This window comes from Marinomonas posidonica, from assembly GCF_043643765.1.
Lineage (GTDB): Bacteria > Pseudomonadota > Gammaproteobacteria > Pseudomonadales > Marinomonadaceae > Marinomonas > Marinomonas posidonica_A.
This window is the reverse complement of record NZ_JBHZSP010000003.1, coordinates 178,288-192,505: the sequence shown is the minus strand read 5'-3', so window position 1 is coordinate 192,505 and position 14,218 is coordinate 178,288. Positions and strand designations below refer to the sequence as shown.

The following is a 14,218-nucleotide window of genomic DNA, read 5'->3' as shown; positions in this document are numbered from 1 at the left end:
ATGACGCCAGTCCAACTTTGATACGCCATGATTTACATCGACTTCTTATTAAAGTAGAAAGTTTATGATTATTTTTCCGCTTCCAGCCTTTCAAGACAATTATATCTGGATAATCCGCCACAATGATACCTCCCTCATCTGGGCGGTTGACCCAGGTGATGCCAATGTCGTGTTAAATTACTGCCAACAACACGATAAACAATTGGCTGGCATCCTGATCACCCACCATCATAAAGACCACACAGGTGGCGTAGCTGAGCTAAAAGAAACGTTTCAATGTCCGGTTTTTGGTCCCGCTCATTTAACCCATCTGATTACGCACCCACTGGCTGAAGACGACCAAGTTAACATTTTTGAGCGATCGTTTCGCATCTTAGAAACACCAGGACACACACTGGATCATCTGTGTTATTTCAGTGAACAACCCGCCCCTATACTGTTCAGCGGCGATACCCTTTTCCGAGGTGGCTGCGGGCGTATCATGGAAGGCACTGCGGAGCAAATGTTAATAGCAATGCAGAAAATCTCAGCGTTACCGGATGATACTCTGGTCTATTGTACGCACGAATATACCCTTGCAAATTATCGCTTTGCTGTGTCTCTTGAGCCACAAAACCAAAGCCTGTTAGAGGCGAACCTAACTTGTCAAACGTTACGCCAACAAAAGCAAGTCACCTTACCGAGCAATCTTAAATTAGAGAAAAAAACCAATCCATTTTTACGTTCCCATATAAAGGCCGTAAAAGTTCAAGCGGCACAGCAACTTAACGAAGAAGTAGCCAGTCAACCGAGCGCCGCTTTCAGTCAAGTAAGGCGAGCAAAAGACAGTTTTAGTTGACCTGAATATTCAGCTCGATAAAATGGCCAAACTTTACTCAATTTTGTGACCCTTCATGACATATAAATTATTATGGGTTTGTTTAACAAGCCTACTCCTAACGGCGTGCCAAACGGTCTCTAAGGTCGAAACAAGCAACGCATCTGACGACCTTGAAACCACAGAAGAAGCACAAGTGGTTGAAGCCAGTCCCGAACACATCGGCATCATAGATACGGTTCCGACAGTAAATGTCGATGAAGCAACAACAGAAGAGCTCGCCGCTGCGACAGACGATGACATTATCGAAGTAGAAGAAGCCGATGACATTGTCATTGTGGCGAATGAGCCGAAAGAACCAGAAGATATTTGGGACCGCGTTCGAGCTGGCTATCAGCTGAATTTAGACATCGACCGCCCACGTCTGTCTTCACAGCTTCGTTGGTACAGCTCACACCCTCGCTATTTAGATCGAGTGTCTAAACGAGGCGAGCGCTATTTGTACTACATTGTCGATGAGTTAGAAAAAGCAGGCATTCCAACCGAAATTGCCCTACTGCCGATTGTTGAAAGTGGCTTTGACCCATTTGGTTACAGTCATGGACGCGCTTCCGGCCCGTGGCAATTTATTCCATCAACCGGTCAAATGTATGGCTTGGACCAAACTTGGTGGTATGACGGACGTCGTGACATCATTGGCTCCACCCAGGCCGCCATTGCTTACCTAACTCGTCTACACAAAATGTTTGATGGCAACTGGCTACATGCCCTAGCCTCTTACAATTCTGGCGAAGGTACGGTAATGCGTGCAATTCGTAAGAACAAACGCGCAGGCAAACCTACCGACTTCTGGTCTTTGGATCTGCCACGAGAAACACGTGCTTACGTACCAAAGCTGATTGCCCTAGCCAAAATCATCAAACATCCGGAAAAGTACAATTATGAAACGTACTTTATTCCTAACAAGCCTTACTTTGATGTCGTCAATATAGGTGGTCAGCTTGACCTTGCGCAAGCGGCCCAAATGGCAGACATCAGCATTGATGAAGTGTATTTGCTTAACCCAGGCTTCAACCAATGGGCAACGTCACCAGATGGCCCTCATCGCCTATTAATTCCAGTGAGCAAAGCAAAAAACTTCCGCACCAAACTGGCCGAAATACCAAATAAAGAACGTGTCACCTGGGTTCGTTATACAGTGAAAGCAGGCGACAATTTGTTGCTTGTGGCAAAACAACACAACACCACAGTGAACGTTCTACAGAGCGTTAACAAAATTTCATCGTCGTTGATTCGAGTTGGTCAAGAGTTGATGATTCCAGTGGCGGGTAATGACATTGAAAGTTACACCTTAAGCTCTCACCAACGCTTGCTTGCTAAGCAATCCAGAGCGCCTAATCGTAACAAAATCAAAATCAACTACACGGTGAATTCAGGTGATAGCTTGTGGCTGATAGCCAACAAGTACGGCACCACCAGCAAAACCTTAGCACGTTGGAATGGTATGGGCTTAGGCGACCCACTCATGCCAGGTAAAAAACTGGTAGTTTGGTTAGAACCTAAAAAATCTCAAACGGCGCAACGCAGCGTCATGAAAAAAGTGGTCTATACCATTCGCTCAGGTGACTCCTTAGCGAAAGTAGCAAATAAGTTCAAAGTCTCCGTGAATGACATTCGCGACTGGAACCCTAGAGTGGGCAGCAAAAAATACGTCCAACCGGGTGACCGCGTTACTCTGATGATCAATGTGGTGGCTGGTAACTAGTCGCAACGACAGCCACTAAACTGAGCGTCGACATTACTATTAAAAAAGGCTGATTCCATTCGGAATCAGCCTTTTTTTGCGACCTTTATTAGGCTTAACTTTTATTCGTAGCGACAATGATAAGCAGTGACTTCTGTCACTTTAACACCAAAGCTTTGATTGGCTTCGACGATAAAGGTTTGGTTTTTGGTAAAGGTTTGCCAATCCGACTCACCTGGTAACTTTACCGTCAAACTCCCCGACACAACCGTCATGTACTCACGCTGGCTAGTGCCAAACTCGTACTCACCAATTTGCATCACACCAACTGTAGACATACCTTCCGCATTATCCAAGGCAATTGATTTCACTTGATCGTCAAAATAACTGTTTACCGTTAACGCCTTACTCATATCTTTCTCTCATTTCAACATACTAAAATAACTGAAAAGGTTCTGGCTTTAGCCTTCATCCTCAACCACCATTTTTTCGATAATCCATTCCTTAAACGCCAACATGGCTGGGGTCACAGAACGTCGTTTTTCATACACTAAATAAAAGGCTTTATCGGTTATTAAATGCTGATCAAACAAGACCCGCAAAGTACCATCGACAATTTCCGGCATCACCAATTCAGGATCGGACAAAGAAATACCTAAGCCTTGAGCCGCCGCACCTGCCGTTAAAGAACCACTGGAAAACATCAACCCCCGGCGGAATTGATTTGGGTCTAGATCGTGCTGTTTAAGCCAATCATTCCATTCGTCTTTTCGTTTTGTCACGTGTAACAAAGGATAAAAACGCATGTCATCTGGTTTGTTAATCGGACGATCAGGCTTAATCAAGCGCGGATTACAAACCGGTGCCAATCTTGAAGGGCGTAAATAATGAGCTTCAATGCCTTCCCATTCACCACTACCAAAATACACCGCCATATCAATGTCATTCGCTGAAAAATCCACCAATCCCGTTGAAGAACTGATCTCAATTTCAATGTCTGGATAGCTTTCTTGAAAGCTTTCCATTCTCGGCATTAACCAACGCGTCAAGAAAGCCGGTGCCACCGCCAATCTCAAGGAACCAGATTTCTGCTGGCTCTTTAATTCGGATGTAGCACTTTCTAGTTGCTCAAAAATGCTCTTGATGGGTTTTAGATAAGACTCCCCAGCTTCCGTTAAAATAACTTTGCGCTTAGTCCGACGGAATAATTCAATCCCTAAAAAGCCTTCAAGGCCTTTAATTTGGTGACTAATCGCAGAAGGTGTAACGGACAACTCCTTGGCCGCTTTATTAAAGCTGCCATGACGAGCAGCCGATTCAAAACACCTTAATGAATTTAATGGGGGTAAACGATTAATAAGCTCTTCTCCATAGAATCAATTCGTAATGTGAATATAGATCACCGTTAGATCAATATCATGCGATTTTTTTGATTCATTATAAATAACATTCGTTATCATTTACTCTTCATCGGACAACGGCGATTTCGTTCGCTTCACAGGCAACTTAAAGGCCTCAAAACCATCTTGACGGTCTTCATGAAAACGCCTCTTCGCGGGCGCTGACTTTTTCTTTTGAGACGCTTTACGAGGCGCTTTAGAATCCTTTTTAACTGTCGCATTGGTCTTCTTGGGTTTGGGTGGCACTAAGCCTTTAAACTTCGCTTCCAGACCTTCCACGCTTTCAAGTGAAAAGGTTTTTTGTAGGAAGGCTTCAATCGCTTTAAAATTCAACCAATCTTTTGGCCCAACCAAAGAATACGCATCGCCCTTAAAGCCAGCTCGACCCGTACGGCCCGTACGGTGAACAAACTCTTCCGCTTGTTTTGGTAAATCGAAGTTAAAGACATGCGACACACTGGCAATGTCTAAACCACGGGAAGCCAAATCCGTACTGACTAAGACGTTAAATTGACCTTTAGCAAAACTCTCCATGGTCTTATTACGCGCGCTTTGCGACAAATCGCCATTCAATGCCTGTGTGGTCATTCCCCATTCAGCAACCAACTCAGCTAAGCGCACAGTATCGGCCTTGGTTGCCGTAAAAATAATGGCTTGCTTGATGCTTTGTTCTGACAATAAGTGTTTCAGCAAAGCTTGCTTATGATCCAAATGATCACACAATAACACGTGCTGCTCGATGTCTTTGTGTTCATCGTAACCTTGACCAATCGCCACACGAGAAGGCTCTTTTAGCAATTCCGCGGCCATCTCATTGACATCAGTATTATCCAACGTTGCCGAGAAGAACAAGGTCTGGCGCTGACGATGACTAGCCGCATTGTTAATCGCTCTCATCGCATCCGCAAAGCCTAAATCCAGCATGCGATCCGCTTCATCAAGGATCAATAATTCCAAGCCTTCCAGATACACATGGCGCTGTTTCAAATGGTCAACTAATCGCCCCGGCGTCGCCACAATGAAATGCGGATCTTTTTGTAATGACTTATGCTGATCATTGAAGTTTTCCCCCCCCAAAATCAGCACAGACGTTAAACGGCTGCCCGCTAATAGCAAACGTAACTGCCCAAAAACTTGCTTGGCCAATTCTCGCGTCGGCACCAGAATAACCACACGAGGATCACGACGCGACAAGGCTTTCTTTTTGTATACTCGGTGCAAGGCAGGCAAAATATAAGCTAACGTCTTACCAGAACCGGTTTTCGAAGAGGCCAATAAATCACGACCAGCCATGGCTTCAGGAATCGCACGTGCTTGAATTTCCGTCGCCTCATCAAAACCAAGGTGACCAATGGACTTTAAAATACGATTATCAAAACCAAAATCTTCGAATAACAAAAAACACCTCAATACGTCTGCTAGATAACCCCTAATGGGTCAATTTCTGAATTGTCGTGATTATAACTCAGACAAAGAAAAATACCTTATTCATCTTGCATTAATAGATAAGATTTCCCGGCACTGATCAAGCCTAGGCCACTTTCTTCTCCGACGGTGACAGGCTCCAAACATTCCATCAGATGATAAAATACCGAGCGCCCCATTAAGGCCTTCATACCATATCGCATACCAAGGTAAGGCCGCTGCTCACCATGAAAGTCTGCCAACCAAAGGTCTGTGTTTTCACCTAACACCAGCACATCCTCTGTGGAAGTGGTAAACTCATAAGCCCACCCTGCTGTCGTTTCAATACGACGCCACTGAGTGACCAGAAAAGGCGCGTCCTCAACTTGAATACGTACCTTCTCCACAGGGGTCACCAAAAAATGTTCCCCCGCTTCTTGCCATAAAATCCGACTGAACATTTTCACCATCGCTGGACGATGAATTTTCCCACCCTCATGAATCCAATCACCATTAGCCTTAATCAACATGTCCATATCACCACAAAAATCCGGCTGCCATTGGTGTACCGGTGGTAAACCCTTGTTATCCGGCAACTGTTTTAAGTCAATCATGACCACAATCCCCTCATAATGGGGCCAACAAATTAGCCCACCTCACTTTAACTTCAATATTATTCAATTTCATATGGAAGCCGTGAAAATCATTCACTGATAGAATAACCTTATTGAATCAAGGTAGAGGCCTAAACCCCGCCTCACAGAATAAGAGTGTGACATTATGAAATCGGAATTGGCAAGAAAGTTTCAGGACGCAAGCAGAGGCGTCTATTTTATCGGTACGACACCACCGAAATCCTCTGTGCAAGAAGAGCAACTACAAGAAATCAGCGCTAAATTGCTAAACCGATTAGCCGACATTGATGTAGACGGCTTGATTGTCTATGACATCCAAGACGAGACCAGTCGCATCGATAAGCCACGCCCATTCCCTTTCATGGAAACTCACGACCCAAGAGCTTGGTCAAAACGTCTTCATCTGGCCTCAGACAAACCGGTTGTCACTTACAAGTCCGTTTCTTCACGCAGCGCCGAAGCCTTTTCTGGCTGGTTAACCGAAGCGTGGGAAGATTACGGTATTCGTGACCTCGTCTTGGTAGGCTCCCCCTCTTCTGAGGGCGTCATCAAACTGCCCTTACCAGAAGCCTACAAAACCTTAGCCGCCTCCGAGCATGGCTTTAACCTAGGTGGTGTCACCATCGCAGAGCGCCATGCGAAAAAAGGCGACGAACACCTTCGCTTAAGCAAGAAAGCCAACGCAGGTTGTGATTTTTTCATTTCGCAAGCCGTCTACAACCCACAAGCAACAGCCGACCTAATCAGTCGCTATGCCCGTACTTGCAGAGAAGAAGGCAACACGCCTAAACGCATTATTTTGACTTTCACGCCTTGTGGTAGCGCTAAAACCCTAGAGTTCATGGAATGGCTTGGCATCTCCGTGCCAGAAGCCACCAAACATCGCATTTTGGACTCGGAAACACCGTTAGATGAATCCATTAAAATTTGCCGCAATGCCTTAGAGCAAATTATTGAAGTGGCATTACCGCTTGGCGTACCTCTGGGTCTAAACATTGAAAGTTTGACCAACCGTAAGGAAGAGATCGACGCCTCTATACAACTGTATCGCCTACTAAAAGCCACTTTGGATCTGAAACTGGCCGAACAAGGGCTTAACTAATAAGTTACTAAATCAGCAAATCGACTTGCTGCAATACTCGTTCGATACCAATTGACTGCATGGCCTCAGGGTCATGCACTCGAGTCGACCAAGGCAATTCTGCCAAAGGTTTATCGTATTCTTTCGCAATGCCCTCTTCATACACACTGATCACCTTGTCCAAGTCTCGGTAAGGCCCGGTGCGCTGAGGATTAGAATGAGCATATAAACCCAATACCGGCGTACCAACCAACGTCGCCATGTGCGCAGGCCCCGTATCTGGACTGATCACAAATTGTGCCCCTTTCAGCACAGACAACATGGCATTCAAAGGCGTTTTACCCACCAAGTTGATCACCTCAGAAGACGTTTGCGCGACCAATTTGTCCGCCAATTCTCGCTCATTGTCAGCAGGCCCGCCCGTCAACACAGGAACCTTGCCCTTGGCTAACAGATGCAACAGCAACGCTTTATAGCCCTCAAAGGTCCAATTACGCACAGCAGTAGATGCCGCAGGATTGATCACCACATAGTGTTCAGGCAGATCAAATTCATGAGCCGGCAAGGTCAACTCACAGGGCAAACTGGGTGTAGTCACACCCAACACACTGGCAATGGAAAGAAACGAATCCAATACATGCTCACCCTGTGGCTCAGGGGCCAATTCATTGACAAACCAATGTTGTTTTTCACGAGAATGAGACAAAGCAAAACCAATACGACGTTTGGCTTTCACCGCCAGTGTCAGTAAACTGGCGCGCAACGACCATTGTAAATGCAATAATGCATCAAACTGCTGCCCAGCCAGTGCTTTACGCAAGGCCCAAATGCCTTTAAACCCCGTCTTTTTGTTGTATACCTTGACGTCTACCCCAGGCAATAAACGCACTAAATTGGCTTCCAGCGGTGAGGTTATCCAAGTCACCTGCACCTCAGGGTGTTGCTTCATAATCGCCTGCACCACGGCCATGGCATGACAAACGTCACCTAGCGCTGACAAACGAACCACGGCTAGGTGTTGAATTTTATCTTGCTGCATCTCTTCCTCTAGGGCTGCTTAACGTCGGCAAGTATTATAGAATAGCCAGTCTGGAAAGTGTCCTAATTTCTGAACACAGTACGAATGACCCTAAGCGAGCAAGATGCCACAACTGATTAAGACGAACGCTCATAGCTACTTAATGCAGAGCGCCGCCCAACTGCCCATCACACAAGACTGGTTTAATACCGATTTCTGGCAACAACAAAACGCCGTGAAAGGAACCGGAACAGGCCGCGGCGATGTGTGGTTTATCGATAGCCAATACGGCAAATTTGTTTTACGTCGCTATCGCCGTGGCGGCTTGATTGCCAAACTCAGCAAACGTCATTTCGTGTTTTCAGGACTGCAGCGTACACGCCCATGGCAAGAACTGATCCTGCTCGAAACCATGTACAATCAAGGCTTACCCGTTCCTAACCCCATTGCCGCCATCTGTCATCGAAACAAAGGCTTTTACCAAGCGGAATTACTCACTGAGACAATAGAAGGCGCGACAGATTTATTTGACCTGATTAAGCAGCAACAAAATGATCAACTAGACTGGAAAGAAATAGGTCGGGTTATTGCCCAATTCCATAAAGCTGGCATCTTTCATTCAGACTTAAACTGTCACAACATCATGATAGACAACGCCAGCAAAGTCTGGCTGATTGACTTTGACAAATGCCGCCAGAGAAAGCTCGACCAAAGTTGGATGCAAAGCAATCTTGACCGACTAAAGCGATCATTCGACAAAGAAGCGACCAAATACCCCGAATTTACAGTAACAGACGCACAATGGACGGCGCTGTTGGCAGGATACCATGGCTAAAAAAACCACATTAAACCAAAGCATCAAACACTTTATTGCCCCACAACATTGGCCGACTTGGCTGGGCATGGGCGTCGCCTATTCATTAAGCCTCCTTCCTTGGACAATACAAAAAGCCTTGGGTACATGCCTTGGCAAACTACACTATGCACTGAGCAGTCGTCGAAAGGAAATTTGCCACACAAACTTGCAGATCTGTTTCCCTGACCTGCCAACAGACGACCGAGAAACACTCGCCAAAGCCCACTTTGAAAGCATGGCCATTGGCGTGTTTGAAATGTTCACCGCTTGGTTTCGCAATCCAGAAAAAACCGCACAAAAAGTCACGTTTAATGACCAAGACGTAGTAAACAGAGCCGTTGCAAAAGGCAAAGGCACCATCATAGTGGGCGCACACTTTTCCTCTATTGACTTGTGCGGCACCCAGATGGCACGTTTTATCGATGTCCACCCTATTTACAAGCTACAAAGAAACCCTGTCATGAACTGGGTGATGGAGCGTCAACGCAAAGCGGTTTTCAGCAAAACCATTGAACGCAAAAACACCAAAGAAATCTTTCGCTCATTAAAAGACAACAAAGCCGTCTGGTTCGCCGTTGACCAAGACTACGGACGCAAAAACTCCGTCTTTGCGCCCTTCTATGGCCGCGAATGCGCCACCATCTCCCACATCAGCCGCTTGGCAAAATCTACCGGTGCCACCATACTCATGTACGACTACGGACGCACCCAAAATGGCTACTTCCTGTCATTACAAGAAGTGGAAAACTACCCAAGTGGCGACGAAGTAGCGGATGCCACCCTACTCAACTCGTTAATAGAGAAACAAATAGAACCTAAGCCAGAGCAATACTTCTGGTCACACCGACGGTTTAAAACGCAGAAGAACCGGCAGGACCCTTCACCTTATAAGATTAAAAAGCGGTGAATTGTTTTATAACTATGTACACCTGATAAAATCTCGCGTCCCTTCCCCTTTTCAAGGGCAGCCAAACCAAATCTCGTGTCCCTTCCCCTTTTCAAGGGGAAGGCTAGGATGGGGTTAATCCAGCAACCTCAAACGAACTCATCACAAACAACAGTAAGCAGGCCTGATAAGCCGCCCTCAGACAAAACCACATACAGCCAAACCAAATCTCTTGTTCCTTCCCCTTTTCAAGGGGAAGGCTAGGATGGGGTTAATCCAGCAACCTCAAATTCACTGTTCCTTAGGCTATTCAGGATTCCTCTTATTGGCTTTGTTTAGGGAGCATTTTTCCGCTCTGCTGAGCGGGTAACTTTTGCCAAACGATGCAAAAGTTACCAAAAAATCTTTTTCAGAATCATAAGGGCTCATTGCTTTCGAAGGTTTCCTATTTTTGCTCAGGGTTCACTATTGTAAGGTGTTGAGCTGTTATTATGGTTGGAGAAAGGTCTTCGGTTACTGACTTGGGAAGCCCGTAAGGTCGCGCAATCAGGATCGCGTCGAACTGACAAGGGTTGAGTTGCTCATTACCTCTTTTTACGTTTAAAAGCATTTCAGCCAAACCAAATTTCTTGTCCCTTCCCCTTTTTAAGGGGAAGGTTAGGATGGGGTTAGTCCAGCAACCTCAAATCAGCTCATCACAAACAACAATCTCTAGGCCTGATAAGCGCAGCGCCATCAAACAAAACCATTTACAACCAAACCAAATCTCATGCCCCTTCCCCTTATGTCTTCAAGGGGAAGCCTTGCATGAGCTTGGTCTGTAGTGATCAAGTATGTCGCCAACACCTGTGACACTGCAATTACCACAGCTTATTGTACATAAATACTGACAACATCGTTTTATAGCAATAAACCCTAGATACCCCCAAGTCCATCAAGATGTCAAACCGATACACTCTCAACTCAATTCACGTAAATGTTTAATAAAAAATAACGCTTTTGACGACACAGGAGCCATCTATGTCAGGTCACTTTGTTCTGCAAAACATTACCAATCAGGAAATTGAAGATATTCAAAATGCTTGGTTGCAAGATCAATTACCCGTGCCCGTCCTTGGACCTTTGCAACATGACAACATTGGTTGGAATGGTGCCAGCCGAGCCCAGTTAGTACAGGCCATGGGGGGTGGAATACCGAACAGAACAGGCCTTCCTCCTCATAAATATCTCGATTTCGGCGTAGGACAAATAGGCCCAAAAGGCCAGCTTTATCTGTTTGAAAATTATCAGAGCAACGGCTGGATAAGACGTATACTGCGGCCAGAGATGGGGTTGAAAACTCTGTCGAATAATGCTCAAACGCAATGGATGTTGGACCGGTTAAGAGAATCTTTCATCAACCAGATCAAAGACAACGGAGCAACACTGGAGATCTACTACTTCAACAATGGCGAAATTCAATAAGGAAACCGACGATGGCAAATTCGATTCTTCACGCACTGCGTAGCGGCGATAAAATGATGCGGCGCTCCATCTCCTATGCCTTACAATTTGATACTACCGATGACGCAGCCGCCGCCGAGAGAAGCACTCACGGCATGAACCAAATGATGACATTGCAAAACACGCTTGGTTTTGGTGGTCTTTCCGCTCAAAATATCCGCGATATATTCGCTTGGGTACCGCAAAATATCGCACTCTTGCTCGCACAGCAAGGTACCGCTGTATTGGACACTCCTGATCCTCAGCATCCCAATGGCCACCTATATAGGCAGATACTGACAGGACATGCCGAGCTAACGCTTCCATTGGCATCGGCGCTTCGCACTCTCATGCGACAAAGCCCAAACGATGCGTGCGGACAAACGGCCACCAACTATCGCAAAATTTTTCTCGGCAACGATGCCTCTACCCAGTTATGGCAGGCACATCAAGTATATGCAACAAGCAAAAACAACGGTCAAGACAAAGCTGCCGCCGCAGAATCAAACGGGTATATTCAAGGCAGCGGTGCAAATCATTTGAAAAACTATCTTGATGGTTTAACTAACAACCAAGAACATCTGTTCGTACAAGTTCAAATCCATGGCCATGAGTTTTGCCTCGAAATTCAACCCAGCGAAGACAATAATGTCGAAGGTTTCCAGCATCAAAGCTTTATCGGCCGCTTCGATGAAACTCAGTGGGCGGCACAAGCTGGTACCGCTGCGGTCAACTTGCTGACTTTCGGCAATAATATGGTGGCAGTGTTTAATCCAGAAACAACTACCCAAAATCGAGCCATCGCCTACGACCAACTTTTCAGGACGGATCAGCCCCATAGTCAACCAGACCAACAACGAGGTTATATTACAGAAATAGGTGCTAGACCCGATGACTGCTGTATCTTTACCGTCAAATCTTTCAATGCTCAGGAGGCAAGAGAAAGAATGGCGGCGGCACAGCTACGGGCAAATGAGTTTTATGCGCAGCGCCCGCAGCAACAGATCGGTCTAAACATGAACGTAAATTAGGAATATTAAGAGGGCAGATCAACGCAGCACCATCAGATACACTCAATCAGACAAAACCATTTACAACCAAACCAAACCTCATGTTCCTTCCCCTTTTTAAGGGGAAGGTTAGGATGGGGTTAATCCAGCAACCTCAAATTCATTGTTCCTTAGGTTGTTCTGGATTCCTCTTATTAGCTTTAATTGGGGAGCATTTTTCCGCTCTGCTGAGCGGGTAACTTTTGCCAAACGATGCAAAAGTAACCAAAAAATCTTTTTCAGAATCATAAGGGCTCATTGCTTTCGAAGGCTTCCTATTTTTGCTCAGGGTTCACTATTGTAAGGTGTTGAGCTGTTATTATGGGTGGAGAAAGGTCTTCGGTTACTGACTTGGGAAGACCATAAGGTCGCGCAATCAGGATCGCGTCGAACTGACAAAGGTTGAGTTGCTCATTACCTCTTTTTACGTTTAAAAGCGTTTCAGCCAAACCAAATCTCGTGTCCCTTCCCCTTATGTTTTCAAGGGGAAGGCTAGGATGGGGTTAGTCCAGCAACCTCAAACGAATTCATCACCAACAACAGTATGCAGGCCTGATAAGCGCGGCGCCATCAGACAAAACCATCTACAACCAAACCAAATCTCGTGTCCCTTTCCCTTATGTTTTCAAGGGGAAGATAGATACAAGGTTAGGATGGGGTTAGTCCAACAGCCTCAAAGTTACTCGCCTTAAACAGCGATATGTAGATTTGATAAGCGCAACACCATCAGACAAACCTTGTGAGCAATCATCAAAAACTATACTTTGATAAAGTTTATTTCTGAGGTTGCCAATGATTGGCTCGCTTTGCCTAAAAAACAATCACAGTATTGCGCGTTTGCGCTGGCGGAAAAATAAAAAGTCTTTTAGTATCAATGGATAAGAATATCTACAGCAGAAATAACGCGCTGTGGATAAATATGTAAACGCGCAGGCTCGTTTTTCCAGTGTTAATTTTTGTGAATATCTTCATAAAATCATTAAGTTTCAGATATTTACAAAGGTATCAACAAAGTCTTTGAGTTGTCTAAACGCGCATGCGCACTATTAAAAATGTTATACCTATATAAGCGAAGTAATAAGCATCAATATAAATGGATAGATAATGAAAATAAGTAAGCTTAGTGAATATATGAGCTATGTTGAGGAGTTACCTAGTGAGTTTTCACTTTCTAGAGGGCAGTCCAAAGACTATTCTCTCTTACCAAGTGCATTGCGCCTAGATGAATCGAAAAATAGAAAATATAGTAAGCGTGTAATAAGAAATTTCTTAGATCAGTTCAAAATAAACTCCTACCAATACATGCATACCCCTTGGGATGTTAAAAATGAGATAGAGTGGATGCTATATGCTCAGCATTACGGAATACCAACGAAATTGATGGATTTTACAACGTCACATGTTATTTCATTACTTTTTGCAGTTGAAAAATCATTTCAAGATGAAAGTGATGATGATGCGGTAGTCTATTTCTTGAATCCCTCGGCATTGAACAATAAATCAATACAACAATCGCAAATTATCAACATATCTGGTGACACTGTTGTAAGTAGTGAAGGACATGATGGCCCATTTGTTGTTCAGGGCAGGAAAATTAATTCGAGAGTGAATGCGCAAAAAGGCCTTTTTGTTATATTTCAAGACGATGACAAACCTCTAGAAAGTAGCCTTGATGATTCAATTTTACGAAAGCTTATCATCAAGGGTGAGAGCAAGAAGGAATTGCTGGCATCTCTGTATTCGATGGGGATCAGTTTTACCCATATTTACCCAGAGCTAACCTCAGTAGCAAAGGATATATTGATGCAGCAAGATATCGCAGATCTAGTGCGGGAGGATAAATAAA

Annotated in this window: 13 protein-coding genes; 8 read left to right on the top strand and 5 right to left on the bottom strand. The window is 45.0% G+C overall.

The window, feature by feature from the left end:
* Nucleotides 1-64: 64 nt before the first annotated feature.
* Together gloB and ACHUFM_RS04810 are read left to right on the top strand one after the other, a co-directional pair.
* The gene (gloB, locus tag ACHUFM_RS04815; RefSeq protein ID WP_394180098.1) at nucleotides 65-838 is read left to right on the top strand and encodes a hydroxyacylglutathione hydrolase; all 774 of its coding nucleotides are present in this window, start codon (nucleotides 65-67) and stop codon (nucleotides 836-838) included.
* 55 nt (nucleotides 839-893) lie between these two features.
* Nucleotides 894-2,582: a lytic transglycosylase gene (locus ACHUFM_RS04810; protein ID WP_394180096.1), complete on the top strand. Its 1,689-nt coding sequence runs from the start codon at nucleotides 894-896 to the stop codon at nucleotides 2,580-2,582.
* A gap of 101 nt (nucleotides 2,583-2,683) precedes the next feature.
* Here the strand turns inward: ACHUFM_RS04810 and ppnP are convergent, their stop codons facing one another.
* The 4 genes from ppnP to ACHUFM_RS04790 form a co-directional block, all read right to left on the bottom strand.
* Nucleotides 2,684-2,974 carry a pyrimidine/purine nucleoside phosphorylase gene (gene ppnP, locus ACHUFM_RS04805; RefSeq protein WP_394180094.1) on the bottom strand — a complete coding sequence of 97 codons (291 nt, stop codon included), beginning with the start codon at nucleotides 2,972-2,974 and terminating at the stop codon, nucleotides 2,684-2,686.
* Nucleotides 2,975-3,022: 48 nt separating this feature from the next.
* Entirely contained in the window at nucleotides 3,023-3,919 is an 897-nt protein-coding gene (gcvA, locus tag ACHUFM_RS04800) for a transcriptional regulator GcvA (RefSeq protein ID WP_394180330.1), read from the bottom strand.
* Nucleotides 3,920-4,021: 102 nt separating this feature from the next.
* Nucleotides 4,022-5,359, bottom strand: a complete 1,338-nt coding sequence (locus tag ACHUFM_RS04795; protein WP_394180092.1) for a DEAD/DEAH box helicase — start codon at nucleotides 5,357-5,359, stop codon at nucleotides 4,022-4,024.
* Between the two features lie 86 nt (nucleotides 5,360-5,445).
* Nucleotides 5,446-5,979, bottom strand: a complete 534-nt coding sequence (locus ACHUFM_RS04790; RefSeq protein WP_394180090.1) for a DUF1285 domain-containing protein — start codon at nucleotides 5,977-5,979, stop codon at nucleotides 5,446-5,448.
* Between the two features lie 166 nt (nucleotides 5,980-6,145).
* On the opposite strand from ACHUFM_RS04790, the gene ACHUFM_RS04785 reads away from it, so the two are divergent.
* Entirely contained in the window at nucleotides 6,146-7,102 is a 957-nt protein-coding gene (locus tag ACHUFM_RS04785; RefSeq protein WP_394180088.1) for a methylenetetrahydrofolate reductase, read from the top strand.
* Between the two features lie 7 nt (nucleotides 7,103-7,109).
* Here ACHUFM_RS04785 and ACHUFM_RS04780 read toward each other — a convergent pair whose 3' ends face one another.
* A complete protein-coding gene (locus tag ACHUFM_RS04780; protein ID WP_394180086.1) occupies nucleotides 7,110-8,120 on the bottom strand; it encodes a glycosyltransferase family 9 protein in 1,011 nt (336 codons plus the stop codon).
* Between the two features lie 103 nt (nucleotides 8,121-8,223).
* On the opposite strand from ACHUFM_RS04780, the gene ACHUFM_RS04775 reads away from it, so the two are divergent.
* The 5 genes from ACHUFM_RS04775 to ACHUFM_RS04755 all read left to right on the top strand — a co-directional run bounded on the left by ACHUFM_RS04775 (nucleotide 8,224) and on the right by ACHUFM_RS04755 (nucleotide 14,217).
* Nucleotides 8,224-8,934 (top strand): 3-deoxy-D-manno-octulosonic acid kinase, encoded by a 711-nt coding sequence (locus tag ACHUFM_RS04775; protein ID WP_394180084.1) that lies wholly within the window; start codon nucleotides 8,224-8,226, stop codon nucleotides 8,932-8,934.
* Nucleotides 8,927-9,862, top strand: a complete 936-nt coding sequence (locus ACHUFM_RS04770) for a lysophospholipid acyltransferase family protein (RefSeq protein ID WP_394180082.1) — start codon at nucleotides 8,927-8,929, stop codon at nucleotides 9,860-9,862. Before ACHUFM_RS04775 ends, ACHUFM_RS04770 begins: the two co-directional genes overlap by 8 nt.
* 999 nt (nucleotides 9,863-10,861) lie before the next feature.
* The gene (locus tag ACHUFM_RS04765; protein WP_394180081.1) at nucleotides 10,862-11,305 is read left to right on the top strand and encodes a hypothetical protein; all 444 of its coding nucleotides are present in this window, start codon (nucleotides 10,862-10,864) and stop codon (nucleotides 11,303-11,305) included.
* A gap of 11 nt (nucleotides 11,306-11,316) precedes the next feature.
* A complete protein-coding gene (locus tag ACHUFM_RS04760) occupies nucleotides 11,317-12,354 on the top strand; it encodes a hypothetical protein (protein ID WP_394180079.1) in 1,038 nt (345 codons plus the stop codon).
* A 1,122-nt stretch (nucleotides 12,355-13,476) separates the two neighbouring features.
* A complete protein-coding gene (locus ACHUFM_RS04755; RefSeq protein ID WP_394180077.1) occupies nucleotides 13,477-14,217 on the top strand; it encodes an FRG domain-containing protein in 741 nt (246 codons plus the stop codon).
* Nucleotide 14,218 lies beyond the last annotated feature (1 nt).

Excerpts from the sequence above, each read along its gene's own strand:
- gloB (WP_394180098.1), top strand. The coding sequence starts at position 65 with ATGATTATTTTTCCGCTTCCAGCCTTTCAAGACAATTATATCTGGATA.
- ACHUFM_RS04810 (WP_394180096.1), top strand. The coding sequence starts at position 894 with ATGACATATAAATTATTATGGGTTTGTTTAACAAGCCTACTCCTAACG.
- ppnP (WP_394180094.1), bottom strand. The coding sequence starts at position 2,974 with ATGAGTAAGGCGTTAACGGTAAACAGTTATTTTGACGATCAAGTGAAA.
- ACHUFM_RS04790 (WP_394180090.1), bottom strand. The coding sequence starts at position 5,979 with ATGATTGACTTAAAACAGTTGCCGGATAACAAGGGTTTACCACCGGTA.
- ACHUFM_RS04785 (WP_394180088.1), top strand. The coding sequence starts at position 6,146 with ATGAAATCGGAATTGGCAAGAAAGTTTCAGGACGCAAGCAGAGGCGTC.
- ACHUFM_RS04780 (WP_394180086.1), bottom strand. The coding sequence starts at position 8,120 with ATGCAGCAAGATAAAATTCAACACCTAGCCGTGGTTCGTTTGTCAGCG.
- ACHUFM_RS04775 (WP_394180084.1), top strand. The coding sequence starts at position 8,224 with ATGCCACAACTGATTAAGACGAACGCTCATAGCTACTTAATGCAGAGC.
- ACHUFM_RS04770 (WP_394180082.1), top strand. The coding sequence starts at position 8,927 with ATGGCTAAAAAAACCACATTAAACCAAAGCATCAAACACTTTATTGCC.
- ACHUFM_RS04765 (WP_394180081.1), top strand. The coding sequence starts at position 10,862 with ATGTCAGGTCACTTTGTTCTGCAAAACATTACCAATCAGGAAATTGAA.
- ACHUFM_RS04760 (WP_394180079.1), top strand. The coding sequence starts at position 11,317 with ATGGCAAATTCGATTCTTCACGCACTGCGTAGCGGCGATAAAATGATG.
- ACHUFM_RS04755 (WP_394180077.1), top strand. The coding sequence starts at position 13,477 with ATGAAAATAAGTAAGCTTAGTGAATATATGAGCTATGTTGAGGAGTTA.